Here is a 25,310-nt window from a genome sequence, read left to right on the forward strand (position 1 = left end):
TCTGGCGTTGACTTTTGGCACGCTGTTGAGTTCTCAAGGAACGGACACTTCCTTCGCAGCCACTTCCGTGACCCCTCCGGGCGCTTCGTTCTTTCTTCTCTTCGAGCTTATCAGACCCGCCTTCCGGCGTTTCCCGACTCGCTCTCGGTGTTTCCAACCTTACCAGGTCTTCCGCACCGCTTCGGCCTCAGGAGGCCTTCGCCGTACTGGACCTGACGGCCCGTCCGACGTGTTGAACTTTAGCCCAGCCCCGCTCCGAAAAGCGAATCCGGCCGCACTCACCGAATTACCGGCACGGCAAAACAAGCCCATCGCTGTAAGGCGCAAAAAGCGACACGTCAGCGATCGACGATCTTGCCGAGGGTGGTGTTTCAAGGAGTGGCCGCTCCGGGACCGTCCGCGCAGACGCGTGTCCGGTGCTCCCAGCCGAGCGACTAGAAAACCTTACTCCCGGCTCAGAGCTGCGGCAAATCGGCGAGCCGGACGGTCCGAGTGCAGCGAGCGCGGCTCAGCTTCACGTACTCACCATTGGGCTGGTCGTTGGCGGCGACCCGCGCCTCGGCAGCGCGGCGGGCCTGGCCGCCGTCCTCGTGCCGGCTGATCAGCCGGTCGGCGCGGACCTCGTCCTCGGCGTCCAGGAACCAGAGCTCGCCGAGCAGCGAGCGGGCTTGGGACCAGTCGGGTGCGTCGGCGGCGAGGTAGTTGCCCTCGGTGACGACAAGGCGGGTGCCGGGAGTGACCAGGTGGCGAGCGGCGACGGGCTCGTCAAGGGTGCGGTCGAAGTCGGGCACATAGATGTCGTGGAAGCGATCGGTGGCGAGCCGCTCCAGCAGGGCCAGGTAGCCGCGCACGTCGAAGGTCGGCGGCGCTCCCTTGCGGTGGCGCAGGCCTAGGCGGTCGAGCTGGGCATTGGAGAGGTGGAAGCCGTCCATCGGGACGTAGGCGGCGGTACCCGGGCCCTGGGCGCGGTTCACCTCGGTGACCAGGTGGCGCGCCAAGGTCGACTTGCCGGCGGCGGGGGCACCGGTGACGCCGAGGAGCATCCGCCCGCCGAAGCGGGCGGTGCGCAGGGTGGCGAGCAGTTGGGCGACCAGGTCGGCGGGCTGGTCGATCGGGCTGAGGCCGGGCTGGTGCACGTTCGTCATTCGTTGCTCGACTTCTTGCTTCATCTGTCTGTTCTTCGTTGCTTCGATGTCCTGCGTCGCTCGTCATTCGGTTCGGTCGGCCAGCGCCGGAACTTCCAGGGTGAGCGTGCCGGCATCGGCGTCCAGGACGGCGGGCACGCCGAGCGGGACGGTCAGGGTGGACGGGCTGTGGCCGAAACCCAGCTCCCAGAGGATCGGAACGCCGAGCGGGCCCAGGCGCTCCAGGATGACATCGCGGATCCGGTCCGCGGGACCGCACGCCTCCCAGGAGCCGAGCGCCACCCCGCTCACGCCGTCCAGAGCACCGGAGCGCAACAGCTGGCTCAGGATGCGGTCGATCCGGTAGGGCTGCTCGCTGACGTCCTCCAGCAGCAGGATCGTGCCGGCGAAGGAGGGGCGGGCAGCCGGAGTGCCGCATTCGGTGGCCAGAACGGAGGCACAGCCGCCGGCCGTGATCCCGTGCGCGCGGCCGGGAACCAGCGGACCGGCCTGCGGGCCGGTCAGCGTGGTGACGCCGGCCGGGTCGAAGAGGGTGCGGCGCAGGTGCTCGCTGGTGGCGGGGTCACCCACGAAGGAACTGCCCGCACCCATCGGTCCGTAGAGCGAGGCCAGGCCGAGGCGGATGGCCAGCTGTTCGTGCAGCGCCGTCACATCGCTGAATCCGATCAGCAGCTTGGGCGGGGCGGCACGCAGCTCATCCCAGTCGAGCAGGTCACAGAGGAGTTGGGCGCCGTAGCCGCCGCGGGCGCAGATGACGGCCGCGATCGTGGGGTCGAGCCAGGCCTGCCGGAAGTCGCCGGCGCGGTCCTCGTCGGAACCCGCGAGGTAGCCCAGGCGGGGGTGGACGTCCAGCACGTGCGGCGCGACCACCGGTTCCAGGCCCCAGGAGCGCAGGATGGCACAGCCTGCCTCGAGTCGGGTCGCGTCGATCGGGCCGCTGGGGGCGATCACGGCCACCCGATCGCCGGGGGCGAGCCTTCGGGGGCGGGTCAGGGTCTGCGGGGCGGATGGCACGGTCGCGGCGGGCGCCGGCGGGGTGGGCGTGGTCATCTGTCCGTCCTCCAGGTGAGCAGGGGCCGGCCACGTGGGCCGGGCGCCGGGCGGTCGCGCCTTCTGATCACATTGTCGTCCTACCGACACTCTTCACTGGTCAAAGAGTCACGCACAGATGAGAGTTCTATGAGCCATATCATCAACTGATTGTCAGTTTTCGTCATTGGAAAGGTACTTGGCGAACATCTGCCTGTCTGCAGCGGGTTCCACCCGCTGGAGGTCCGCAGGACACCTGTGGTTCGTTGCGCGATCCCATGGACGTTCCCCCTCCGGTACGGCAGGATTCGGGCGGACTGTACACCGGAGGACCTCACCGATGAGCTCGTCGTTCATACCGATGGACACACCGAACCAACGCCCGGCCGGTGAGACGACGGCCGAGTTGCCGCAGGTCTGCCCGCCGAGGGCCGGCGAGCCGGCGAACGCGGCGGATCCGGTGCCCCGTGACCCTGGCGCCGCGACGACCGCCAACCTCCGCGCAGGGTTGGCCTCGCGGCTGCGGACCGCCTACGAGCAGGGCGCCGAGCTCCTGGACTTGGCGACGGCCAGCCACCAGTCGGTGGCCGAGGTCGAGCAACTGCTGGCGCTGGCCGGGGCCGACCCGACGGCCGAGCGGCCGGCCCGGTCGACCACCATCGGACCCGCGGGGGACGTGCCGGCGCCGCGGGACGGCCTGGTGGAGGCACTGACTGACGGTCAGCCGGCACCGGAGTACGGCGACCGGACAAGTCCGGACTCGGGCGAGGGCGCGACCGGGATCGATGACACCTGGCGGCCGTCGCCGGCCCGCCCACGCCCGAGGATCCGCCGGCCGGCACCGGCACGGCGGACAGTGCTCCGGCCCGGGTCAGCGGACACCGTCGAGTCCCGTGCGGCGAGCCCGGAGGCCGTCGCGGCGGCAGGCCCCGCCGCAGCGGTCGGCAGTGCGGCGGTCGACAGTGGAGCGGTCGGCAGTGCGGCGGTCGACAGTGGAGCGGTCGGCAACGAGACAGCCGGCAGCGAGGCGGTCGGGGTGTCCACGGCACCCGAGCCACCGCTGGGCATCCTGATCGGCGGTCGCCGGGCGGTGCCGGGATCGGTCGGGCGGGCGGCAGAGCAGCGCTTTCGCCGGGTCACCGCGCAGCTGATCCGGGTCGGCCGGGGCACCACGCTGGCCGTGCTGCCATCCTGGCGTCCGTCGATCGCGATCTCGGTGCCGACCGAGTTACTTCTTGCCGCCACCGGGTTGAGCTATGAGGAGCTCGGCCGAGCCGAGTTGACCGTGCTGATCAACTTCGATGCGCTGCACGACCGCGAACTGCGCCCCCGGGAGTGGCAGGTGACCCCTGATCACGGGGGCGGTCGGCGCCGGCGCGGCTGAGCCGTCGGCGGGCCCGGGCACTGCTAGGGCTCGGGGCGCGGAACAGCGCGAGCGGCGCAGTCACCGCCGCTCGCTCGCGCTGCCGCGCCCTTCCGTGCTCCCGACGCACTCCTCAGCGCGCCGGTGACCGCGCGCGCCCGACGCGCGGAGCGGTCAAAGCCACGGACCGGAGCGTGGTCCGCCGCTACCCTGTGGCCCATGCCAGCCCCGACCATCCTGTTGCCGCAGGATCCGCTGAATCCCCGGCGCGTCGACCCGCACTACTCCTACGAGGCCCAGCTGGTCCGCGGGCTGGGCGGCGAGACCGCGTTGGTCGACCACGACGCGCTGCTCGCCGGGGACCCCGCCGAGGCCGTTCGCCGGGTCCCCGCCAGGATCGGTCCGGCCTGGTATCGCGGTTGGATGCTGCCGGTCGCGGCGTACGCGGCCTTCGTGGACGCCCTCGCGGATCGCGGCTGCAACCTGCTGACCAGCGCGGCTGCCTACGCCGTCGCCCATGAACTGCCCGGCTGGTACAGCACCTTCGAGGGCGCCACGCCGGACAGCGTCTGGCTGGCCGCCGAACACGGCCCGGCCGAACTGGCCGAGGCGGTGGCCCGGTTGGGCGGGCACGGACCTGCCATCGTCAAGGACTATGTGAAGTCCCGCAAGGACGAGTGGCACGAGGCCTGCTTCGTCCCCGACCTCGCCGACCTGCCGGCGGTGGCCCGGGTGGTGGACCGCTTCGTCGAGTTGCAGGGCGAGTTCCTGGCCGGCGGTGTGGTGCTGCGGCGGTTCCACGCCTTCGCCGCGCCGGCGGCGACCGGTGGAGGGCGGGTCCGGGACGCGGTCGGCAGCAGAACCGGCGTCGGCGCCCGCGCCAGAGGCGGGGCCGGGGCCAAGATGACGACGGCCGCCGCCATCCCCGGGCGGGCGGCCGAGGCGCGGGTCTGGTGGGTGGACGGCGAGCCCGTGCTGACCGGGCCGCACCCCGACACCCCCGAGGTGTTCCCGGCCCCCGACCTGACCCAGGTGCGTTCGCTGGTCCGCGCTCTGGGCTGCCGGTTCGTCACCACCGACCTCGCGCTGCTCGCCGATGGCAGCGGGTGGATGGTGGTCGAGGTCGGGGACGGGCAGGTGAGCGACCTGCCGCGCGGCACGGAGGTGTCCGGGCTGCTCTCCTCGTTGATCTCCACCTGAGCCGCCCGCCGGCGGACCGGCGACGCTCGCGCCACCTTGGCCGACCGTCCGTCACGCGGCACTGGCCGCCACCGGATCGGGCGGGCGCGGCTCGGGAGTGCTCGGATCCGTCGTGCACGGGTCCGGCGTGCACGGATCGGGGCTGCGCGGGGTGGGAAGCGGGACCGCCGCGGCCGGTGGGCCCGGCGGCGTCCCGAAGGCGCGAGCCAGCAGCACCAGCGGCCCGGCGGTGAGCAGCAGCGTGCCACCGAGCACCGCCGCCAGCCGTGGGCAGCCGAGGTCGACGAGCAGCGTCGCACCGGTCAGCGGCCCGCACGCGACGCCGAAGGCGGAGGCCGAGCCGACCAGGACGGTCCACCGCCCGGCCGGGTCCAGCTCGGCCGCCAGCCCGATCAGGTACGTCAACACGAGCGGGTACAGCGCGTTCCAGAGCACCTCGCCGCCGGCGAATCCCGTCGCCGAGCGGGCGGCGGCGCTCACCGCGACGCAGCCCGCGATCGCCGCGGTGCCGAGGCCGAGCGGCAGCGCCCGGCCGATCCGGTTGCCGAGCGCCGCAGAGGCCAGGACACCGAACAACCCACCGGCCAGGGCCACCGCGAAGACCAGACCGAGCTCGCGCTCCGAGAAACCGACCTGGTGCAACCCGATCTGCCCGCTGACGCCCCAGAGCGCGTTCTGCGCGACCGCCCAGAACACCGTGGTCGCGGCCAGCAGCAGACCGGCGGCGCGGTGCGGCAGCCCGCAGGCGGCAGTGGGTGGGGGTGCGGGTACCGATGCGGGTGCGGAGGTCGGTCCGGGTTGGAGCGCGGGGCCGGTCGTCGTGCTGCCGGGCAGCGAGGCCAGCAGTGGTCGGGCCAGCGGCCCGAGCGCCGCGAGCGCCAGGAACGGCATGGCGTGCGAATCGCCCAGCCGGGGCAGCAGCAGGTAGAGGCCGGCCGCGACGGCCGAGGTGACCAGCAGGGCGAGCACCGAGGCGCGGTGCGGATCGGCTGCGGCCGCCACGCCCGTTCCCGCCACGGCGGAAGCCGTTCCGGCGCCGAGGCCGCCGAGCAGGCAGCCGGCCACCAGCAGCGGCACCGCCCCGTCGGGCGCGACGGCGGCGAGGGTGAATCCACAGGTGAGCAAGGTCAGTCCGGCGCGGGCCAGGCGGGCCGGGCCGATCGCGGCGACGCGGCCGGCCAGGGCGATACCGGCGGCGGCCGAGGCGAGCAGCAACGCGCTGCCGACCGAGCCGGCCTGAGTGGCCGTCAGGCCGAAGTCGCCGATCAGGCGGGTGGCGATGGTGGGGACCAGGCAGGCCGGCAGGTAGCCGACCGTGAACAGGGCGGCCAGCGGCACCAGTGGCACGTGCGGCGTCATGGCGAGGGTGCGGCCAGCACCGATGGCGGCAGCGGCGGTGACCGTGGCGACGGTGCTGACCGTGGCGGTGGCGACTTGCTCGGCAGGACCGGGGGCATCGGGGGTGCTGGCCGGGCCAGGAGTACCGGCGGGGCCGGTGAAGGAGGGTGGAGTGTGGTGCGCAGTGCTGCGCCCCGCCTCGCGGGCGCGCGAAGACATGGGCAGGGCCTCTCGACCTGAGGGTGGTACGGGGGGAGGTCGCGTTACCGCGGTCCGCGCGGTCGCCCCGCTTGTCTACCAGCTCGGGGCGCCACCCCTGTACCAGGTGGCGCCCCGATGGCCCTGAGTCAACCTAGTTGGCTCACGCTCGAAATCGGTCCGTCCTCGAACGACCCTTTACGCGAGAGCTGCACAGGAAGTCGATTAGGCCGATCGGTCGATTCAGCCCGTCACTTCCGCCGGGACCGGCTCGCGACGGTGGCCCTCGGCGACAAACGCGCGCCAGAGCCGGGCGTACGCCCCGTCAGCCTTGAGCAGCTCGGCGTGGGTACCGTCCTCCACCACCTTGCCGTGGTCCAGCACGACCACCCGGTCCGCGCGCTCCGCGGTGGTCAGCCGGTGCGCGATGACCAGGGTGGTGCGGCCACCCGGGCGGTCGGGGCGGCCGTCGCGCAGCCGGTCGGAGGCGTGGTTGACGGCCAGCTCGGTGGCCAGGTCGAGGGCCGCGGTGGCTTCGTCGAGCAGCAGGATGTCCGGGTCCACCAGTTCGGCCCGGGCGAGCGCGATCAGCTGCCGCTGACCCGCCGACAGATTGCGGCCGCGGCCGGCCACCTCGTGCTGGTAGCCACCGGACAGCGTGGTGATCATCTGGTGTGCGCCGACCGCCCGGGCGGCTGCCTCGACCTGCTCGTCACTCGCCTCGGGCCGGCCGTAGGCGATCGCGTCCCGGACCGTGCCGGCGAACAGGTAGGCCTCCTGCGGCACCACACCGAGCCGGTGACGGTAGTCCGCCAGGCGGTAGCGGGTCACGTCGGTGCCGTCGATACGCACCGTGCCGGCGGTCGCGTCGTAGAACCGGGCGACCAGCTTGACCAGGGTGGACTTGCCGGCGCCGGTCTCACCGACCAGCGCCACCGTCTGGCCGGCCGGGATCCGCAGGTCGATGCCGCTGAGCACCTCGGGGCTGTCCTCGCCGCCGCCGTTGTAGGCGAAGCCGACGCCGTCGAAGTGGATCTCGCCGCGCAGCCGCTCGGCCGGCACCGGGTCGGCGGCCTCGGGAGTGCTGGTCGGGGTCCGCAGCAGCTGACGGATCCGGCCCAGGCCCACGGCCGCCTGCTGGTAACCGTCGAAGATCTGTGACAGCTGGTTCACCGGAGCGAAGAACAGGTCGATGTACAGCAGGTAGGCGACCAGCGCACCGACCGTGAGCGTGCCGGCGTTCACCCGGGAGGCGCCGGAGATCAGCACCAGGGCAGCGGCGACGCTGGAGAGGAACTGGACGAACGGGAAGTAGAGCGATATGTACAGCTGCGCCCGGGCGCGAGCGTCGCGGTAGGCACGGCCCCGCTGGACGAAGCGCGCCCTGGTGTCGTCCTCGCGACGGAACGCCTGGACGATCCGCATCCCCGCGACGTTCTCCTGCAGGTCCGCGTTGACCGTGCTGATCAGCTCGCGCGAGGCCTCGTACTGCCGTACCGACTTCCGGCGGAACACCACGGTGGCCACGGCCAGCAGCGGGAGCACGGTGAAGACCGTCAGCCCCAGGCCGACATCGATGATCAGCAGTGCCGCGAAGATGCCGAAGAAGGTCAGCAGGCTGACCACCGAAGTGACCACGCCGGTCTGCAGGAAGCTGGACAGCGCGTCGACGTCGGTGGTCATCCGGGTCATGATCCGGCCGGACAGCTCGCGCTCGTAGTAGTCCAGGCCGAGCCGGTTGAGGTGGGCGAAGATCTTCAGCCGCAGCGTGTAGAGCACCCGCTCGCCGGTGCGGCCGCTGACCTTGGTCTCGGCACTCTGCACCAGCCAGTCGAGCAGGACCACCAGCAGCGCGAGCAGCGAGGCCACGGTGATGCCGGCCATCACGCCCTTGGAGACACCGTCGTCGATGCCGTGCCGGATCAGGATCGGGACCACCAGGCCGGCCGCCGCGTCCAGTGCGAGCAGCAGGAAGGCCAGCGCCAGGAAGCCGCGGAAGGGCTTGAGCAGGCGCCCGAGCGAGAAGTCCGGGTCGCCGGCCGCCGCTGCGGCGAGCGGGACGTCCGGAATGTCGGTGGCCGGGCCGAGCGCCGCGACCTGGGCGAGCAGCGCGGGGTCCGCGGCGCGGCCGGTGGCGGGGCGGGCGGCGGTTCGGCGGGTGGGCGCGGGGGAGGCGGCCGGGGTCGGGCTCTGCTGGGTGGTGGGGATGGCTGAGGTGGTTGGGATGGTCGGACCGCCCGGCTCGGCGGCCGCTGTGTGGCCGGCCAGCGCCTCCGGGTCGGTGATCAGCGCGCGGTACTGGCGACAGCGGGCCACCAACTCGTCGTGGGTACCGAGGTCGAGCAGCCGGCCGTGATCGAGCACGGCGATCCGGTCCGCGAGTTGCAGGGTGGAGCGGCGGTGGGCGATCAGCACGGTGGTCCGGCCGACCATCACGGTGCGCAGCGCCTCGTGGATCTCGGCCTCGATCTGCGGGTCGACCGCCGAGGTCGCGTCGTCGAGCAGCAGCACCTGCGGGTCGGCGAGGATGGCGCGGGCCAGCGCGATCCGCTGGCGCTGGCCGCCCGAGAGGGTCAGGCCCTGCTCCCCCACCTTGGTCTCGTAGCCGTGCGGCAGGTCGCGGATGAACCCGTCGGCCTGGGCCGCGCGGGCGGCCGCCTCGACCTCCTGCTCGGTGGCGGCCGGGCGCCCGTAGGCGATGTTGGAGCGCACCGTGTCGGAGAAGAGGAAGCTGTCCTCGGGCACGATGCCGACCAGGGCGCGGATCGAGTCGACGGTGACCTCGCGCAGGTCCTGGCCGTAGAGCCGGATGGTGCCGGCGGTCGGGTCGTAGAACCTGGGGATCAGCTGCGCGAGCGTGGACTTGCCCGAGCCGGACGTACCGACCAGCGCCAACGTCTCGCCCGGGGCGACCTGGAGGTCGAGGCCGTGCAGTACGGGGGCGGGGGCTTGAGCGGGATGGGCGCTGGTCCCGGCGGTGGGGGCCTCGGCGTTCGTCGAGGTCTGGGCCCGGTCCCGGTCCTGATCCGGGTAGTGGAACTCGACCTGCTCGAACTCCAGGGCCGGGGCGCCCGCGACCGGCCGCAGCGGGCCGGCGCCGGGCACCTCGGTCACCTCCGGTCGCTCGTCGATCAGCTCGAAGACCCGCTCGACACCGGCGCGGGCCTGCTGGCCGACCGTCAGCACCATGGTCAGCATGCGGACCGGGCCGGTCATCTGGGCCACGTAGGTGGAGAAGGCGACGAAGGTGCCGAGGGTGACCTGGCCGTCCACGGCCAGCCAGCCGCCGAGCGCCAGCACCGCGACCTGCCCGAGCGCGGGGATCGCCTGCAGGGCCGGGGTGAAGCGGCTGTTGAGCCGGATCGCGCGCAGCCGCGCGCCGTACAGGGTCCGCGAGGCCTCCTCCAGCTTGTCGAGCTCCTGGGCCTCCTGGCCGAAGCCCTTGACCACCCGCACGCCGCCGATCGCCGCGTCGACCACGCCGGCCACCGCCGCGGCCTCCTGCTGGGCGACCCAGGTCGCGGGGAAGAGCCGCTTGCGGCTCAGCGTCGCGATCCACCACAGCACCGGGCCCATCACCAGTGCGATCACGGTCAGCGGCAGCGAGAGCCAGAGCATCACGGCGATCGACATCGCGAAGAGCAGCAGGTTGCCGGTCATCATCGGCAGCATCGAGAGCAGGCCGTGCACCAGCTGGAGGTCGGAGGTGGCGCGGCTGACCACCTGGCCGGTGTCGAGGCGGTCCAGCTTCGCCCCGTCGAGGCGGGTGAGCGAATGGAACAGGTCGGCGCGCAGATCCTGCTGGACGTCGAGGGCGAGCTGGCCGGCGGTGTATCGGCGGATCTGGGTGAAGCCGAAGACCAGGACGGCGCCGAGGATGAGCGTGACCGCCCACGGCATGAGGGCGCGGGTGTGGGTGGTGATCACGTCGTCGATGATCAGCTTGGTGACCAGCGGAACGAGCGCGGTGACCGCCATGCCACCGAGTGAGGCGCCGAAGGAGAGCAGGAAGTTGCGCCGGTAGCGCCAGCAGTAACCGGACAGCCGGCGCAGCCAGCCGGTCTCGGCCACGGTGGCGGCAGCGTCGGCGCTGTCCGAGGTGCCCGACGCTGGGGGATTGGGTGCGGTGAGGGTCGCGGTGGACCCGGGCCTCGCGGGGGTGGCGACGTTCGCCGCGGGTATCTCCCTGGTGGAGCCGTGAGTCTCAGGCATATTTAGGGATACTAACCATTTCGTGAGGCGGTCGTCCACGACGTACCGGCACTGCCAACTGACTGACCTGGCACGAATCAACAGCCTGCGGTCGTTTTTCCTTCCCCTTCAGGCTGCAACATCGGAGGCCGGGGGCGCACCGGTCGTACGGCGGATGAGACGGGGGCGCTCGTCCTACGTCTCATCGGGTAGGCCGCGCTCGCGCACACGCCGGCACCGGGCGAGGGGCGCAGGCGATGGCGGGGAGGGAGGCGTAGGACCAGCGGCTGGGCACGGGCCGGGCCGCCGCTTCCGCCAAGGCCTGTCCGGCGGATCTTGCCGGGCAGGCCCTAGGCCTGCGCCGGCGCCCAGCCGTCCGCGGCCGCCGTGAAGGCGCCGTGGGCCAGCCGGTGCAGCAGGGCCGCCATCTCCGGGCGCGGCAGCAGGACCGCCCGGTCGCCGGTCGACTTCCCCGGGCCGGTCGAGCGCAGGCCGATGCTGTGCGGAGTGGAGTTGAGCAGCCCGAACACCGCGTGCACGGCCGCCCGCGCAGCCGACTCGGCCTCGGTCTCGGCCAGCTCGGGAAACGCGGCCCGGACGACTTCCACCCAGAGCTCGACGTAACCGCGCTGCAGCCGGCGGACCCGGCGGCGGTCCTCCTCCTTGAGGTGGAGCAGCTCGCGATCGTGCAGCGTGATCAGGTCGGGGTCGTCCAGCGCGAAGTCGACATGCCCGCTGATCAACGCGTCGAGCGCGGCCTGCGGTCCGCCCGCCGTCCCGGCCCGGCGGCGACCCTCGTCCAGCAGCCGCTCGCTGATCCCGACCAGCAGGTCGGCGAGCATGGCGTCCTTGCCGGAGAAGTGCCGGTAGAGCCCGGGGCCGCTGATGCCCACCGCCTTGCCGATCTCGTCCACTCCGACGCCCAGGAATCCGCGCGCGGCGAAGAGCCGAGCCGCTTCCCGGCGGATCTGGTCGCGGCGGGGGGTCGCGGGGGCGGCAGGAACGTTCGACATGAATCCCATCGTAGACAGGGCGGTTATCGGTGGTTAACCTGACCGCAGGAGTTAACCACCATTAACCTGCGGGCGTCGGGCCTACCGGCCGCCGCGACCGCTGGTTCCTGGAGCAAGGAGCTCTTGGAATGGCCCTGTCGACCCCCGGCTTCACCCCCCAGCACCCATGGGAGGCCGCCGGCACCACGGGAGCAGCCGCGACCGGCGCAGGTGCGGCCGGTTCCGCACCGTTCGGTCCGCCGGCCGGCTCGTGGCCCGGCCCGCTGTCGGGCGCCGCTGGCGGTCGACCCGTGTCGGCCGCCGCCACGGCGGCCCCGGCGCCCCGGCTGCGCTCTGCGGTCGACTCCGGTTCCGCCGTCTTCCGGTCGAACACCGAGGCGCACCAGGCCCTGGTCGCGGAGCTGCGCGCCAAGCTGAACACCGCCGCGCTCGGCGGTGGCGCCAAGGCCCGCGAGCGGCACACCGCGCGCGGCAAGCTGCTCCCCCGCGATCGGGTGGACACCCTGCTCGACCCGGGCTCGCCGTTCCTGGAGCTCTGCCCGCTGGCCGCCGACGGTCTCTACGACGGCGCGGCCCCGGCGGCCGGAGTGATCGCCGGGATCGGCCGGGTGGCCGGCCGCGAGGTGGTGGTGGTCGCCAACGACGCCACCGTCAAGGGCGGCACCTACTACCCGATGACGGTGAAGAAGCACCTGCGGGCGCAGGAGGTGGCCCTGGAGAACCGGCTGCCCTGCGTGTACCTGGTGGACTCGGGCGGTGCGTTCCTGCCGATGCAGGACGAGGTGTTCCCCGACCGCGACCACTTCGGCCGGATCTTCTACAACCAGGCCCGGCTCTCCGGCGCCGGGATCCCGCAGATCGCCGCCGTGCTCGGCTCGTGCACGGCGGGCGGCGCCTACGTCCCGGCGATGAGCGACCAGGCGGTGATCGTCCGCAACCAGGGCACCATCTTCCTGGGCGGTCCGCCGCTGGTGAAGGCGGCGACCGGTGAGGTGGTCACCGCCGAGGAGCTCGGTGGCGGCGAACTGCACTCCCGCACCTCCGGGGTGACGGACCATCTGGCCGAGGACGATGCGCACGCCCTCGACATCGTGCGCACCATCGTGGCCGGCCTCGGCCCGCGCTCGGCCCAGCCGTGGCCGCTCGCCCCCGTCGAGCCGCCCGCGGTCGACCCGGCCGAGCTGTACGGGGCGGTCCCGGTGGACCCGCGCACCCCGTACGACGTCCGCGAGGTGATCGCCCGGCTGGTCGACGGCAGCCGCTTCGCCGAGTTCAAGGCCGAGTACGGCGCCACGCTGGTCACCGGGTTCGCCCGGATCCACGGGCACCCGGTCGGCATCGTCGCCAACAACGGCGTGCTCTTCGCCGAGTCCGCGCTCAAGGGCGCGCACTTCATCGAGCTGTGCGACCAGCGCGGTATCCCGTTGCTCTTCCTGCAGAACATCACCGGCTTCATGGTCGGCCGGCAGTACGAGGCGGGCGGCATCGCCAAGCACGGCGCGAAGATGGTGACGGCGGTCGCCTGCACCCGGGTGCCGAAGCTGACCGTGGTGATCGGCGGCTCGTACGGAGCCGGCAACTACTCGATGTGCGGCCGGGCCTACTCACCTCGCTTCCTGTGGATGTGGCCGGGCGCCAAGATCTCGGTGATGGGCGGCGAGCAGGCCGCCTCCGTCCTCGCCACCGTCCGCCGCGACCAGTTCGAGGCGCGCGGCGAGGAGTGGGCCACCGCGGCGGAGGAGGAGTTCAAGCGCCCCGTCCGCGAGCAGTACGAGCGTCAGGGCAACGCGTACTACGCCACCGCTCGGCTCTGGGACGACGGCGTGATCGACCCCATGGACACCCGGACAGTGGTCGGCCTCGCGCTGACCGCGTGTGCCAACGCCCCGCTCGCGCCGCCGGCACCGTACGGCGTGTTCCGGATGTAGGCCGGAGGTGAGCCCGTTGTCCGCCAGTTGTGGGCCTGCGTTGTGAGCCCCCGTTGTGGGCCCGGCCGTGAGCCGGTTCGCGCGTGACACGGTCGAGGGCCGCCGGCCCTCGACCGACACCGCCTCCTGGTCCTCTTGATCCTTCAGATCGTCTCTGTCGCACCACTCCCTCGTCACGGAGGAACGCCTCCCATGTTCGACACCGTCCTGGTCGCCAACCGCGGCGAGATCGCCGTGCGGGTGATCCGCACACTGCGGCGGCTCAGCATCCGGTCGGTCGCCGTCTACAGTGACGCCGACGCCGATGCCAGGCACGTCCGCGAGGCCGACACCGCCGTACGGCTCGGACCGGCCGACCGCAGCGACAGCAGCGCCACCGAGACCTACCTCAGAGGCGATCAGATCATCGCCGCAGCGCTGCGCACCGGCGCCCAGGCCATCCACCCCGGCTACGGCTTCCTTGCCGAGAACCCCGGCTTCGCGCGTGCCTGCGCCGAAGCCGGCCTGGTCTTCATCGGCCCGCCCGCCGAGGCGGTCGAGCTGATGGGCGACAAGATCAACGCCAAGGAAGCCGTCCGCGTGGTCGGCGTCCCCGTGGTGCCCGGCAGCCGCGCCGGGGCGACGAGCGACGAGGATCTGATCCACGCGGCCGAGGAGATCGGCTACCCAGTGCTGATCAAGCCGTCGGCCGGTGGTGGCGGCAAGGGGATGCGGCTGGTCCGCGACCCCGCCGAGCTGCCCACCGAGCTGGCCGCGGCCCGCCGGGTGGCCCGCACCGCCTTCGGTGACGACACCCTGTTGCTGGAGCGCTGGGTGGACCGCCCCCGGCACATCGAGGTGCAGGTGCTCGCGGACGCCCACGGGACCACGGTGCACCTCGGCGAGCGGGAGTGCAGTCTGCAACGCCGTCATCAGAAGCTGATCGAAGAGGCTCCCTCCGTTCTGTTGGACGAGCGGACCAGGGCGGCGATGGGGGCCGCCGCCGTCCGGGCCGCCGAGGCCTGCGGCTACACCGGCGCCGGCACGGTGGAGTTCATCGTGCCCGGCGACGACCCGGACCAGGTGTCTGCAGGCACCGGGCAGGCTGCGGGCACCGGCCAGGCCGCAGGGTCCGGCGAACCTGCTGGGTTCGGTCAGGGCGCGGCCGGCGTACGCGAGTTCTTCTTCATGGAGATGAACACCCGTCTCCAGGTGGAGCACCCGGTAACCGAGTTGGCGGTCGCGGTCACCCGCTCGACCGCGGACGGGCCGTCCGCCGGCTGGGCACCGGCCGCCGAGCGGCTCGACCTGGTCGAGTGGCAACTGCGGGTCGCCGCAGGTGAGTCGTTGTCGTTCGCCCAGACGGACATCTCCTTTCTCGGTCACGCCATCGAGGCCCGGATCTGCGCGGAAGACCCCGCACGGGACTTCCTGCCGACCGGCGGTCGGATCCTGGTACTGAACGAGCCGTACGGCGAGGGCATCCGGGTGGACTCCGGCCTCACTGCGGGCACCGAGGTCACCAGCGCCTACGACCCGATGCTCGGCAAGGTCATCGCCTATGGCCCGGACCGCGAGACGGCGCTGCTGCGACTGCGCAACGCGCTCGCGGACACCAAGCTGCTGGGTGTGACCACCAACGCCGGCTTCCTGCGCCGGCTGCTCGCTCACCCTGATGTGGTGGCCGGTCGACTCGACACCGGTCTGGTCGAGCGGGCCGTCCAGCAGCACCCCGAACTGCTGGCCGACCAGGGCCGCCACAACTCCGTGCAGGACTCTGGACTCGGGAGCCCGAAGCAGTCGGTGGACTCAGCGGACTCGGTGGCTTCCGCCTCTGATGCCGCCGCCTCCGGCCACGGGCTCACGCCCGCGCCTGCGGCACCGGATGCGGTGCTGATCGCCGCGGCACTCGTGCGGCACCACTGGCTCGTTCCCGCCGCCGCCTCCGACGGCTGGACCGATCCCTTCGCGCTCCCTTCTGGTTGGCGGCTGTCCGGCGAACCGGCTTGGACGACTCACCGGCTCCGGGTCGCCGGGCAGGACCCGGTGTCGGTTCTGGTACGACCGGTCAGTGCTGACACCGTAATTGAGGCGACTGACAATCCGTCAACGGTCTCCTCTGATCTGCTGGTCCGTCTGGGTGAAGGTCCGATCCGTCGGGCCCGCGCCGCGGTCGGCGCCACCGATCTCGCCCTCACACTCGACGGCCTGCGCATCACGTTCGCACACGCCACTGACAACTCACCGGCGGCTCCCGGCGGCGGACCGGTGCTCTGGCTCGGGATCGACGGTGACAGCTGGGCGGTGCACCCCTACGACCCGGTGACCGACCGCAGTTCGGTCGGCGGTGCCCACCACGGCGCGCTCACCGCGCCGATGCCGGGCACGGTCACCGTGGTCAAGGCCGCAGTCGGCGACCTGGTCCGGCGCGGCCAGCCGCTCCTGGTGCTGGAGGCCATGAAGATGGAACACGTGATCTCCGCGCCGCATGACGGCGTGGTCAGCGAGCTGCATGCCAGCGCGGGCAGCACCGTCGCGATGGAGCAGCTCCTCGCGGTCGTCCTTCCGGAGGAAACGGCCGCCGCCGACGACACTGCGGAGGTGCCTTCATGACGACCGATCAGAGCTCGAGCAAGGTCCACGACATGCGCGACGCGAGCGGCAGCGACCGTGCGAGCGGTGCGACTACCGCGAGCGGTTCGAGCGGTTCGAGCGGTGCGACTGCCGCGAGCGCTGCGGCCGCACCGCTGACGGACAGCGGCCGGGCCCCGGCCCACGAGCCCGGGGTCCTGGAGCTGGGTCTGCCCGACGTGGTCAGGGATCCGACGTTGCCGGCGCGGGTGCGGATCCACGAGGTAGGTGCCCGCGACGGGCTGCAGAACGAGAGCGCGCTGGTCCCGGTCGAGGTGAAGGCCGAGTTCATCGCGCGGCTCGCCGCCGCCGGGTTGCGGACCGTCGAGGCGACCAGCTTCGTGCACCCCAAGTGGGTCCCCCAGTTGGCCGACGCCGAGCAGTTGATGCCCCAACTGGCCGAGCTTCGCGGGCAGTACCCCGGGCTCCGGCTCCCGGTGCTGGTCCCCAACGAGCGCGGCCTGGACCGCGCGCTCGCGCACGGCGCCGACGAGATCGCCGTCTTCGCCAGCGCCACCGAGACGTTCGCCCAGCGCAACCTCAACCGCTCGGTGGCCGAGGTGCTGGAGATGTTCCGTCCGGTGGTCGGGCGGGCGACCGAGCAGGGCCTGACCGTGCGCGGCTACCTCTCGATGTGCTTCGGCGACCCGTGGGAGGGCCCGGTCGCGCCCGAGCAGGTCGTCGAGGCCGGACTGCGGCTGATCGAGTTGGGCTGCGCGGAGTTGAGCCTCGGGGACACCATCGGCGTCGCGACGCCGGGCCAGGTGGCCGGACTGCTCGCCGCGTTCGAGCGGGCCGGGGTGCCAGTGGGACAGCTCGCCGTCCACTTCCACGACACCTACGGACAGGCACTGTCCAACACGCTCACCGCGCTGCGCCACGGGGTGACCGTCGTCGACTCCTCCGCCGGCGGACTCGGCGGCTGCCCCTACGCGAAGAGTGCCACCGGCAACCTCGCCACCGAGGACCTGGTCTGGATGCTGCACGGCCTGGGCATCGAGACCGGCGTGGATCTCGCCGCGCTGGCGGCGACCAGTGCCTGGCTGGCCGGGAAGCTCGGCCGTCCCAGCCCGTCCCGCGCGGTGCAGGCGCTGGTAGGCCCGACCGGGAGTACCGCCGCTACCCGGTGACCGGACCGATTGGCATCACTGGAATGACGATGCCACGTCGAACTGATCGATCGTCATCACAGGAGAGCGCTGACAGCACACGGTCGGCGCGCCCTGCAACCGCGAACCGGTGCGCGCCACCCGCATGCGCCGGTCGCCTCCGTACTGCCATCCGCACCACTCTGCGCCCGGATCACTCGCCCGGGCGAACCACTGGAGGATCAGATGCTCGACCACCGCCTGGATTCCGAGTACGAGGAACTGCGCCGCACGGTCGCCGAGTTCGCCAACGACGTGGTCGCCCCGACGATCGGCGAGTTCTACGAGCGGGAGGAGTTCCCGTACGAGATCGTCAAGGAGATGGGACGGATGGGCCTGTTCGGCCTGCCGTTCCCGGAGGAGTACGGCGGCATGGGCGGCGACTACTTCGCGCTCTGCCTCGCGCTGGAGGAACTCGCCCGGGTGGACTCCTCGGTGGCCATCACCCTGGAGGCCGGCGTGTCGCTCGGCGCGATGCCGATCTTCCGCTTCGGCACCGAGGAGCAGAAGCGGGAGTGGCTGCCCCGGCTCGCCTCCGGTGAGATGCTCGGGGCTTTCGGCCTGACCGAGCCCGAGGGCGGCTCGGACGCCGGTGCCACCCGGACCACCGCCCGGTTCGACGAGACCACCCGCGAGTGGGTGATCAACGGCACGAAGTGCTTCATCACCAACTCCGGCACCGACATCACCGGTCTGGTCACCGTCACCGCACTGACCGAACCGATCGCTCGTTCGAGTGAAGACGGGGGAGAAGGCTCGTCGAAGCGGGAGATCTCGTCCATCATCGTGCCTGTCGGCACCCCCGGGTTCCAGGTGTCGAAGAAGTACTCCAAGGTCGGGTGGAACGCCTCCGACACCCGCGAACTGTCCTTCACCGACTGCCGAGTTCCCGAAGCCAACCTGCTCGGCCAGCGCGGCCGCGGCTTCGCCCAGTTCCTGCGGATCCTCGACGAGGGCCGCATCGCCATCGCGGCCCTGTCCACCGGTCTGGCCCAGGGCTGCGTTGACCAGTCACTCCAGTACGCAGCCACCCGGCGCGCCTTCGGGCGCCCGATCGGGGCCAACCAGGCCATCCAGTTCAAGATCTCCGACATGGAGATGCGCGCGCACCTCTCACGCCTCGCCTGGCGGGACGCGGCCTCCCGGCTGCTGCTCGCCGAACCCTTCAAGAAGGAGGCCGCCATCGCGAAGCTCTACTCCTCCGAAGCCGCGGTCGACAACGCCCGCGAGGCCACCCAGATCCACGGCGGCTACGGCTTCATGAACGAGTACCCCGTCGCCCGTTTCTGGCGCGACAGCAAGATCCTGGAGATCGGGGAGGGCACCTCCGAGGTCCAGCGGATGCTGATCGCGCGGGAGTTGGGCATGACTTCCTGACTGTCGTCACTCAACTGCTGGCGAAGACACGAGAGATGGTGGACGGTCGCCGCCCCGAGCTGTTCTCTGCCAGAGCGCCCTGGCAGAGGGCAATTTGGGCGAGGCCTCTCCACCAGCCGCACGCTCTCCATCCGGTCAAGGCCGATCAAGGTCGGTCAAGGCCAGGGCGGACGCCGCTGGGCGGGAGCTGAGGCCGGCCAGCGCGGGTATTGATGTCACCAACGTGTGGAAGCCCGGGCGTGAGCCCACCATGCCCCGGGAGTGAGCCCAACGTGCCACGGGAGTCGGTGCGTTGCTCCTGGCGACCAGAGCCACGGATAGCGCTTCGGGTAGGGCGGCTGAGCAGCGTGCGGCGCGAGGCCCCGGGCGTACAGCTGGGCGGTGCGATGTGTGAAGAGAGACCGAGGATCGCTGCAGGGGCGAGCGCTTGCGCCGGTGGATTGGGCGCCCCCTCGTATGAGTGGGTGTATGCGAGGAGCGGGCCAGACTCCAGGGGCGTGCTGGCATCGATCGCCGGCGCATGATGCCTCCGTGCCCGTGTCCACGCTGGTGAGGCGTGACAGGGAGCCGCGTGGGCCCGCCGCAGCGGCTGCCGGGTCACCACTGACACCGCGCCGGGATCAGCGGCCGGCTTGGCACCGGTAGTGGGTTCTGCGTCTCCAGTGGCCGAGCTGCCGTTGTCCTCCGCCCGCGCTGGTCGGCGGCTGGGGCATGGGCTGGCGCGGCGTTGTCCTGACGATCCGCTGGCGAGGTGCCGTTGGTTGTGGGCTCGACTGGGCGCCAGGGGTGCAGTGACTGACTGTCCGTCAGCGTCGGGTAGTGCGGCCGAGGCCCGGTGGAGTCCTCAGGCAGGCGACTCGGAACCGGCGACTACACCCGGGAACTGACCAGGGCGAGCACCGACTCTGGCGCCTCGCGTCGTGGAACGATGCCGCGCGCAAGCGCGAGGACCGCGAGCGGGCGGAGAAGGCGATGAAGTAGGTGGCGGAAATGGGAAAGATAGAAGACGGATGCAGATTGGCTGAATATCGGCTGGTCTTTTGAGAAGTTGACTCAATGTCAGAGTCGACTTGGAGACATCGGCCCGCCGGAGAACCGAGGGGCCCGGGATGTCCCGTTGCTGGCGGGGCCCCTGAGGCTGACAGGACGGCGGGGCCGGCGGGGGCTTGGCTTGGGCTTGGGCCGGAGCCGTCGTGGTCTGCTCTCCTGCGATGGCGTACTGCGCTGGCGAGTGGGCGGAGGAACCATTGGCCGGTCCGCCGTAGTCCGGTGCGGCACCCAGGAGTTAAGGGGTCGGCCACCGTGCCCGTCGTCGGCGGATCGAGGATGCCGAGGGCGCCAGGGTGACGGCTGCGCCCAGAGAGAGCGGCGTAGCCGGAACGGCCAGGGTCGAGGACCAACAGCGCCTGGCGGCACACCCGGTGTAACGGCGGCGCCGAGGCCGCCGCATCCCATGTGCTTCGAATGACCGCCGTTCGAATGTTCTGCCCGCCGCATTCGCCCACGGCCGCGCCTACCTCGAACCTGGTCTCCACCCCAGTCGACCGTGCTCCAGTTGACCCTGCTTCAGTTGACCCTGCTTCAGGGGATCACGATCACCGGGCGGTTGGCCCGGCGGGCGAGCCGGCCGGCCACCGAGCCGAAGAGGCGCCCGAGCAGGCCGCGTGTGGTGCCGACCACGATCGCGTCGGCGGCGTACTCCTTGCCGACCTCCTCGATCTCGTGGCAGATGTCGCCCCCGCGCTCGATCAGGATCCACGGGACCCCGGCGAGGAAGTCCGCGCAGGCCAGTTCCAGGCCCATGATCTCGCTGCGGTGGTCGGGCATGTCGACGAAGACGGGGGGTTCACAGCCCGCCCAGACCGTCGCGGGCAGACGGTTGGCCACGTGCACGATGACCAGGCCGCACCGGGAGCGGCGGGCCATGCCCACCGCGTAGGCGAGCGCCCGTTCACTGGACAGCGAACCGTCGAAGCCGACCACCACGCCATGCTGGAACGCCGGGTCACACGACCGGACCGCATCGGGCTGGACGCCGGGAGCCTGGTCGCCGAGCGAGGCAGGCTGCTTGGAGTGCCGGGACTTCACGTCGCCTCCACCATCCTTGCCGGCACCTGCTGCGGTGCCGGCACCATCCGAATCGCCCGCCGCAGCGGCTGCCGACTCCTCGCGACGCTGCCGTGGCTTGGGCCAACCCCGGCGCACCTTTGCGCCGCCGGTAACTGACTGCGGTGATCGCGGCGACCGCGATTCATGCCCTGCTTGCTGGGACCGCTCGGAATCGGGCTGCGAATCCGTGGCGGAGAAATCCGCGGCGCCGGGAATGCGGAACGGGTCCGTGGATCGGGGAGACTCAAAACCGGCCATGAATCGCGACTCTTCGAGTGAGATGGGCCGACAGGAAGGACAGCGCTGCCCAGGCGGCAGGCCATTCATTGGCACGTAGTCGGTTGAGGCCGAGCAGCACCGTAAGTGACCTGTTCCTTTCAGAGTACGACGGGCGGACGCAGCCGCCCAGCCTTTGCGGCTAAGTACGACAACGATCCCGCTAATGGCGGCGGCGCGAGGTTATCGGTGCGCGCCCCGTAACGGCGAGATCACGCCCCGCCTGCTCGCGGTTCCCTGGAGCTTGCCTGACGGAGTCTGTCGATGCAACAGGTCGGCCACACACCGGACTCGCGAAGTTCAGATACCCGTGGGGCTCCATAGGACTCCTGTGACACCAGAGGCAGCCGTGGGACGACAGCTGGAGCAGAACGGCGCCGCAGACAGGAAGGCGACCGCAACGCGGCAGGACCGTACCCGGACCGCAGCCGGACGATCGCGAGGCAGGCACGCTTCCTCCACCCCGTCGGCACTGGCAGCATGCACCGCATGCCGCTACTCCTGCTCGACCTCGACAACACCCTGCTCCCACGCGATGCCGCCTTCCGCGCCTGGGCTGCCGGGCTGCTCAGCGAGTACGGACTGCCACCAGGCGACCTCGACTGGCTCTGCCTGCTCGACGGAGGCGGCTACGTCCCGCGGGACACGGTGCTGAGTGCGACACGGCGGCGGTACGGCCTGCAGCTGTCCATGGACGGGCTGGTCGCGCACTACCGGCGGGGGATCAATTCTCATATCAGCTGTCCGAATTCCCACGTGCAGGCGCTCCGGGCGGCACGGACGGCGGGCTGGACCATCGCCATCGTCAGCAACGGCGGGACCGGCCCGCAGCTGGAGAAGATCCGGCGCACCGGGCTCGGCGCGCTGGTGGACGCCTGGGTGGTGTCGGAGGAGGCCGGCTGCGCCAAGCCGGACCCGCTGATCTTCGAGATCGCCGCGCAGCGCTGCGGGGTCGGCCTCGCCGACGCCTGGGCCGCCGAGGCCTGGGTGATCGGCGACCACGGACCGGCCGACATCGCGGGAGCCGACCTTGCGGGCATCCGGAGCGTCTGGCTGCGGCACGGACGTCGCTGGTCGGAGCGGAGTTACCGGCCGACGCTCTGCGCACCAGGTCTGCCCGAGGCCATCGCGCTGGTCCTGGCGGAACAGGAGTTGAGCGGCCCGGCGGCGGTGCGGACAGTCGGGACCCCGCACCCGGGGAGCCGGTACCTCACGACCCCGCGCCTCGAAACCCCGCAGCTGGGGACCGCGCGGGAGGTTTCGAACGAGCGGGCCGCCGTGGTCGGTTGAGGCCGTTCAAGTGTGGATGGAAAATCACGTCCGCGAGGGGTGGGAAGGTCGTTCAAGTGTGGAGGCGGGCAACGGTCACGGCCGGCCGGAGCCGCCACACCGATGGCGTGGCCGAATGGGCAGTCGGGGCGGCTGCTCCGACTGTGACCAATGCGCGGCGAGGCACAACCCGAGACGCGAGACAGAAAAGGGCAATCCTGCTTCTTCGGTCACGATTTCTGTGATCATAAGTTTGAATACAGAGATTGTTGGCCGCGCGATCAGTCGTCGCGAAAGTCAGCGCCGGGACCGGTAGGGCCGAGGCGGCATGGCCTGTTCGAGCCGGCTCCAACCTCACCCGCGCCGCCTCCGGCGGGTCACCCACCCAGCCGCGGGGACGGCCGTCGGCCGGCACCGGGCGGTCGGGGCGCTCAGGCCCGGTGCGCCAGGCGCACGCGGGCGGCGCACGCCCGGCTCCGCAACACCTGTTTTCAGTCAGTTTCGGCCGACCACGCGACAGCTCGTGATACCTCCAGGCCACCGGCCTCCGAGAGCCCGACGATCCGTCAGCACAGCGGATCCGCCGTACAGCAACCAGCCATCGACCCACCTGCCCCCTTCCCAGAGGGGTCGACGGGTGCCACGCTTCGTGATCGAATGCATCACGCCAAATTGCCATGTCGACATAGCGTCGGATGGTGAACTTGTCACAACGGCAACGGTCCACCCAGTAGATTCGATCTTGTTGCGCAGGGCCGCATCACCACACCACACCACCGAGGGGGCTTGGGCGCCTTGAACAGGGTGAGCAGGAGCGAGACAGGTCCTGACAGCGGCCAGTCCCCGGCCGGCCGGGTAGGTCGTATCCCGAGAACCGCGTCCCCGCTCACCCCGCCGACCCCCACCGCCGGTTCGAGTCCTGCTCCTTCGAAGCCCACCGCCCGCCCCTTCGGCCCCTCGGCCGGCACCCCGTCCCCCTTCTTCACCCAGCCGAGCGGGCCGAGTGGACTGAGCGGATTGAGCGGGCAAGGCGGACCCGTCGACCAGAGTGGACCGGCCGGCAGCACGAGCGGACACCCCATCAGCTCGGCCGGACAGGCCGTCAACGTGGGTGGCCACAGCAGTGGTTCGGGTCCGGGCAATCCCGGTGTTTCCGCGGGAAACAGCGGGATGGGTGGCGTGGGCGGCCCGGCGGTGAGCACGGCACCGCGCAAGCTCGCGGGACGGCGTCGGCGCGAGACGGTGGCCGTGCTGATCTTCAGTGGCGCGCCGATCTTCGAGAGCTCGATCCCGCTCTCGGTCTTCGGCGTGGACCGCCAGGACGCGGGAGTGCCGCGCTACCGCCTGCTGGTCTGCGCGGGCGAGGACGGCCCGCTGTCCACCACTGGTGGCGTGACGCTGACCGCCCCGTTCGGCCTGGAGGCGCTCGCCCGGGCGGGCACCATCGTGGTCCCGGCCTGGCGCTCGATCTCCCAGCCGCCGCCGGTCGAGGCGATCGCCGCGCTGCGCAAGGCCCACCATGAGGGCGCGCGGATCATCGGCCTGTGCACCGGCGCCTTCGTGCTCGCCGCCGCGGGGTTGCTGGACGGGCGCCCGGCGACCACCCACTGGATGTACGCCCCGACCCTCGCCAAGCGCTACCCGCGGGTGCACGTCGACCCGCGCGAGCTCTTCGTGGACGACGGCGACGTGCTCACCTCCGCCGGGACGGCCGCCGGGATCGACCTGTGCCTGCACGTGGTCCGCAGCGACCACGGCGCCGAGGCCGCCAACGCGTTGGCCCGCCGCCTGGTGGTGCCCAACCGCCGCAGCGGCGGCGGTCAGGCGCAGTACATCGACCAGTCATTACCGGAGGAGATCGGCAACGATCCGCTCGCCGAGGTGGTGACGTGGGCGCTGGAGAACCTCAACCAGCAGTTCGACGTCGAGGTGCTGGCGGCCCGTGCGTACATGAGCCGGCGCACCTTCGACCGGCGGTTCCGCACCCTCACCGGCAGCGCGCCGCTGCAGTGGCTGATCACCCAGCGGGTGCTGCAGGCGCAGCGGCTGCTGGAGACCTCCGAGCTGTCGGTGGACGACGTCGCACGGCGCTGCGGCTTCCGTTCGCCGGTCGCGCTGCGCGGGCACTTCCGGCGCCAGCTCGGGGTCTCCCCCGCCGCCTACCGGACCACCTACCGGGCTCGCCGCCCGGGACCGGGTCCGGCGGTCGGCGTGCCCAGCCAGGGCGGGTCGGCTGAGCGGGCCGTCGGGCTGGCGGGCGGGGCGGCGAACCCGGCGACGGTCGGCTTCGGCGGCGGGCTGAACCCGGCCGGGGTCGCGACCGGACCGGCGTCCGCCGCAGCGGCGGGTGCGGTCGGGGTCGGCGGGCCCACGGGCCAGTCCGGAGTCGGCGGCTTCGGCGGGTTCGGGGGCCACGGCGGCGCGGCGGTCGGCGGCGGTGCCGCCGGGATCCCCGGACCGACGAACGGGTCGGGTGGGTCCGGCGGCGGCGCCGGCCAGCCCGCGCCGCTGCCCGCGCCGGGCAAGAACCGGATCCGGCCGCTGGTACCGCCGCAGCCCGGCCCGGCCACCCGTCGCGGTCCGGCCGGCCCGCCCCGGCCGGTCGAGCACGCGGTGGCGGAGGACGGTCACTCCCAACCGAGCGCACGGGGCACCGGCTCCGGGCACCGGGCCGAGCGGCCGTCCCCGGAGCGCTCCGGTCGGGCCGAGGCATCCAGTCGGGCCGAGGCATCCGGGCGGTCCGACCCGTCCGGCCGACCCGCCGGAGCGGCCGGGTTGCGCGGCCTGGCGGGCCGCGCCGGTCTGACGGGTGGTCAGCCCAACGGCCAGCCGGCCGGCGGGCGAGGTGTCGCAACACCGGGCGTGCCGCCGCGCACCCCGGCGGCGGGCCAGGTGCCGCCCCGGGACCGCCTGCTGAGCCAGGAGGCGACGCGCGACACGGCAGCACGCGACACCGCAGCAACGCGCGAGTCGACGGCGCGCGACGCAGCGGAGGAGACCGCCCAGGGTCAGCGCGGCGCACGGCCACCCGAGGCGCCGTCAGCGGCCGACACCCCGGCCGGGGCGTAGCCGTCCCCGGCCCGCGCCGGCCGGGACGAGCGAGCGGCGCGGGCCGG

Annotated in this window: 13 protein-coding genes and 2 pseudogenes; 8 read left to right on the plus strand and 7 right to left on the minus strand. The window is 72.0% G+C overall.

Annotated features, from left to right (window positions below; all coding sequences use genetic code 11):
* Positions 1-455: 455 nt before the first annotated feature.
* Both ABH937_RS29785 and ABH937_RS29790 read right to left on the minus strand, forming a co-directional pair.
* A complete protein-coding gene (locus ABH937_RS29785; RefSeq protein WP_370220054.1) occupies positions 456-1,145 on the minus strand; it encodes a nucleoside/nucleotide kinase family protein in 690 nt (229 codons plus the stop codon).
* A gap of 63 nt (positions 1,146-1,208) precedes the next feature.
* A complete protein-coding gene (locus tag ABH937_RS29790; protein WP_370220055.1) occupies positions 1,209-2,195 on the minus strand; it encodes an LD-carboxypeptidase in 987 nt (328 codons plus the stop codon).
* Positions 2,196-2,514: 319 nt separating this feature from the next.
* Here ABH937_RS29790 and ABH937_RS29795 point away from each other — a divergent pair, with 319 nt between their 5' ends.
* Together ABH937_RS29795 and ABH937_RS29800 are read left to right on the plus strand one after the other, a co-directional pair.
* On the plus strand, positions 2,515-3,558 hold the full coding sequence (locus ABH937_RS29795; RefSeq protein WP_370220056.1) for a hypothetical protein: 1,044 nt from the start codon (positions 2,515-2,517) through the stop codon (positions 3,556-3,558).
* Between the two features lie 198 nt (positions 3,559-3,756).
* The gene (locus ABH937_RS29800; protein ID WP_280692697.1) at positions 3,757-4,737 is read left to right on the plus strand and encodes an ATP-grasp domain-containing protein; all 981 of its coding nucleotides are present in this window, start codon (positions 3,757-3,759) and stop codon (positions 4,735-4,737) included.
* Between the two features lie 51 nt (positions 4,738-4,788).
* On the opposite strand, the gene ABH937_RS29805 is transcribed toward ABH937_RS29800, so the two are convergent.
* The 3 genes from ABH937_RS29805 to ABH937_RS29815 form a co-directional block, all read right to left on the minus strand.
* Positions 4,789-6,294, minus strand: a complete 1,506-nt coding sequence (locus tag ABH937_RS29805; protein ID WP_370220057.1) for an MFS transporter — start codon at positions 6,292-6,294, stop codon at positions 4,789-4,791.
* A gap of 222 nt (positions 6,295-6,516) precedes the next feature.
* Positions 6,517-10,485 carry an ABC transporter transmembrane domain-containing protein gene (locus tag ABH937_RS29810; RefSeq protein WP_370220058.1) on the minus strand — a complete coding sequence of 1,323 codons (3,969 nt, stop codon included), beginning with the start codon at positions 10,483-10,485 and terminating at the stop codon, positions 6,517-6,519.
* Positions 10,486-10,814: 329 nt separating this feature from the next.
* Positions 10,815-11,477, minus strand: coding sequence for a TetR/AcrR family transcriptional regulator (locus ABH937_RS29815; RefSeq protein ID WP_280692691.1), 663 nt, complete (start codon positions 11,475-11,477; stop codon positions 10,815-10,817).
* A 128-nt stretch (positions 11,478-11,605) separates the two neighbouring features.
* Between ABH937_RS29815 and ABH937_RS29820 the strand changes: the two genes are divergently transcribed.
* The 3 genes from ABH937_RS29820 to ABH937_RS29830 all read left to right on the plus strand — a co-directional run bounded on the left by ABH937_RS29820 (position 11,606) and on the right by ABH937_RS29830 (position 17,145).
* Positions 11,606-13,405, plus strand: coding sequence for a carboxyl transferase domain-containing protein (locus ABH937_RS29820; protein ID WP_370220059.1), 1,800 nt, complete (start codon positions 11,606-11,608; stop codon positions 13,403-13,405).
* A gap of 192 nt (positions 13,406-13,597) precedes the next feature.
* Positions 13,598-15,997 (plus strand): biotin carboxylase N-terminal domain-containing protein, encoded by a 2,400-nt coding sequence (locus tag ABH937_RS29825; protein ID WP_370220060.1) that lies wholly within the window; start codon positions 13,598-13,600, stop codon positions 15,995-15,997.
* The gene (locus tag ABH937_RS29830) at positions 15,994-17,145 is read left to right on the plus strand and encodes a hydroxymethylglutaryl-CoA lyase (RefSeq protein WP_370220061.1); all 1,152 of its coding nucleotides are present in this window, start codon (positions 15,994-15,996) and stop codon (positions 17,143-17,145) included. Before ABH937_RS29825 ends, ABH937_RS29830 begins: the two co-directional genes overlap by 4 nt.
* 15 nt (positions 17,146-17,160) lie before the next feature.
* Here ABH937_RS29830 and ABH937_RS29835 read toward each other — a convergent pair whose 3' ends face one another.
* Positions 17,161-17,361: a hypothetical protein gene (locus ABH937_RS29835; protein WP_370220062.1), complete on the minus strand. Its 201-nt coding sequence runs from the start codon at positions 17,359-17,361 to the stop codon at positions 17,161-17,163.
* Here ABH937_RS29835 and ABH937_RS29840 point away from each other — a divergent pair.
* Entirely contained in the window at positions 17,350-18,540 is a 1,191-nt protein-coding gene (locus tag ABH937_RS29840) for an acyl-CoA dehydrogenase family protein (RefSeq protein WP_370220063.1), read from the plus strand. The genes ABH937_RS29835 and ABH937_RS29840 overlap by 12 nt on opposite strands.
* Before the next feature lie 1,581 nt (positions 18,541-20,121).
* On the opposite strand, the pseudogene ABH937_RS29845 reads toward ABH937_RS29840, so the two are convergent.
* Positions 20,122-20,562 (minus strand): annotated as a pseudogene (locus ABH937_RS29845) (universal stress protein); the annotation flags it as partial.
* 852 nt (positions 20,563-21,414) lie between these two features.
* Between ABH937_RS29845 and ABH937_RS29850 the strand changes: the two are divergent.
* Together ABH937_RS29850 and ABH937_RS29855 are read left to right on the plus strand one after the other, a co-directional pair.
* Positions 21,415-22,215 (plus strand): HAD family hydrolase, encoded by an 801-nt coding sequence (locus ABH937_RS29850; RefSeq protein ID WP_370220064.1) that lies wholly within the window; start codon positions 21,415-21,417, stop codon positions 22,213-22,215.
* A 1,149-nt stretch (positions 22,216-23,364) separates the two neighbouring features.
* Positions 23,365-24,391, plus strand: a pseudogene (locus tag ABH937_RS29855) (helix-turn-helix domain-containing protein); the annotation flags it as partial.
* Between the last annotated feature and the right edge of the window lie 919 nt (positions 24,392-25,310).

This window comes from Kitasatospora sp. GAS1066B, assembly GCF_041262605.1.
Classification (GTDB): Bacteria; Actinomycetota; Actinomycetes; order Streptomycetales; family Streptomycetaceae; genus Kitasatospora.

What these genes read in the sequence shown, in the direction of transcription:
- ABH937_RS29785 (WP_370220054.1), bottom strand. Translation starts at nt 1,145, where the DNA reads ATGACGAACGTGCACCAGCCCGGCCTCAGCCCGATCGACCAGCCCGCC.
- ABH937_RS29790 (WP_370220055.1), bottom strand. Translation starts at nt 2,195, where the DNA reads ATGACCACGCCCACCCCGCCGGCGCCCGCCGCGACCGTGCCATCCGCC.
- ABH937_RS29795 (WP_370220056.1), top strand. Translation starts at nt 2,515, where the DNA reads ATGAGCTCGTCGTTCATACCGATGGACACACCGAACCAACGCCCGGCC.
- ABH937_RS29800 (WP_280692697.1), top strand. Translation starts at nt 3,757, where the DNA reads ATGCCAGCCCCGACCATCCTGTTGCCGCAGGATCCGCTGAATCCCCGG.
- ABH937_RS29805 (WP_370220057.1), bottom strand. Translation starts at nt 6,294, where the DNA reads ATGTCTTCGCGCGCCCGCGAGGCGGGGCGCAGCACTGCGCACCACACT.
- ABH937_RS29810 (WP_370220058.1), bottom strand. Translation starts at nt 10,485, where the DNA reads ATGCCTGAGACTCACGGCTCCACCAGGGAGATACCCGCGGCGAACGTC.
- ABH937_RS29815 (WP_280692691.1), bottom strand. Translation starts at nt 11,477, where the DNA reads ATGTCGAACGTTCCTGCCGCCCCCGCGACCCCCCGCCGCGACCAGATC.
- ABH937_RS29820 (WP_370220059.1), top strand. Translation starts at nt 11,606, where the DNA reads ATGGCCCTGTCGACCCCCGGCTTCACCCCCCAGCACCCATGGGAGGCC.
- ABH937_RS29825 (WP_370220060.1), top strand. Translation starts at nt 13,598, where the DNA reads ATGTTCGACACCGTCCTGGTCGCCAACCGCGGCGAGATCGCCGTGCGG.
- ABH937_RS29830 (WP_370220061.1), top strand. Translation starts at nt 15,994, where the DNA reads ATGACGACCGATCAGAGCTCGAGCAAGGTCCACGACATGCGCGACGCG.
- ABH937_RS29840 (WP_370220063.1), top strand. Translation starts at nt 17,350, where the DNA reads ATGCTCGACCACCGCCTGGATTCCGAGTACGAGGAACTGCGCCGCACG.
- ABH937_RS29850 (WP_370220064.1), top strand. Translation starts at nt 21,415, where the DNA reads ATGCCGCTACTCCTGCTCGACCTCGACAACACCCTGCTCCCACGCGAT.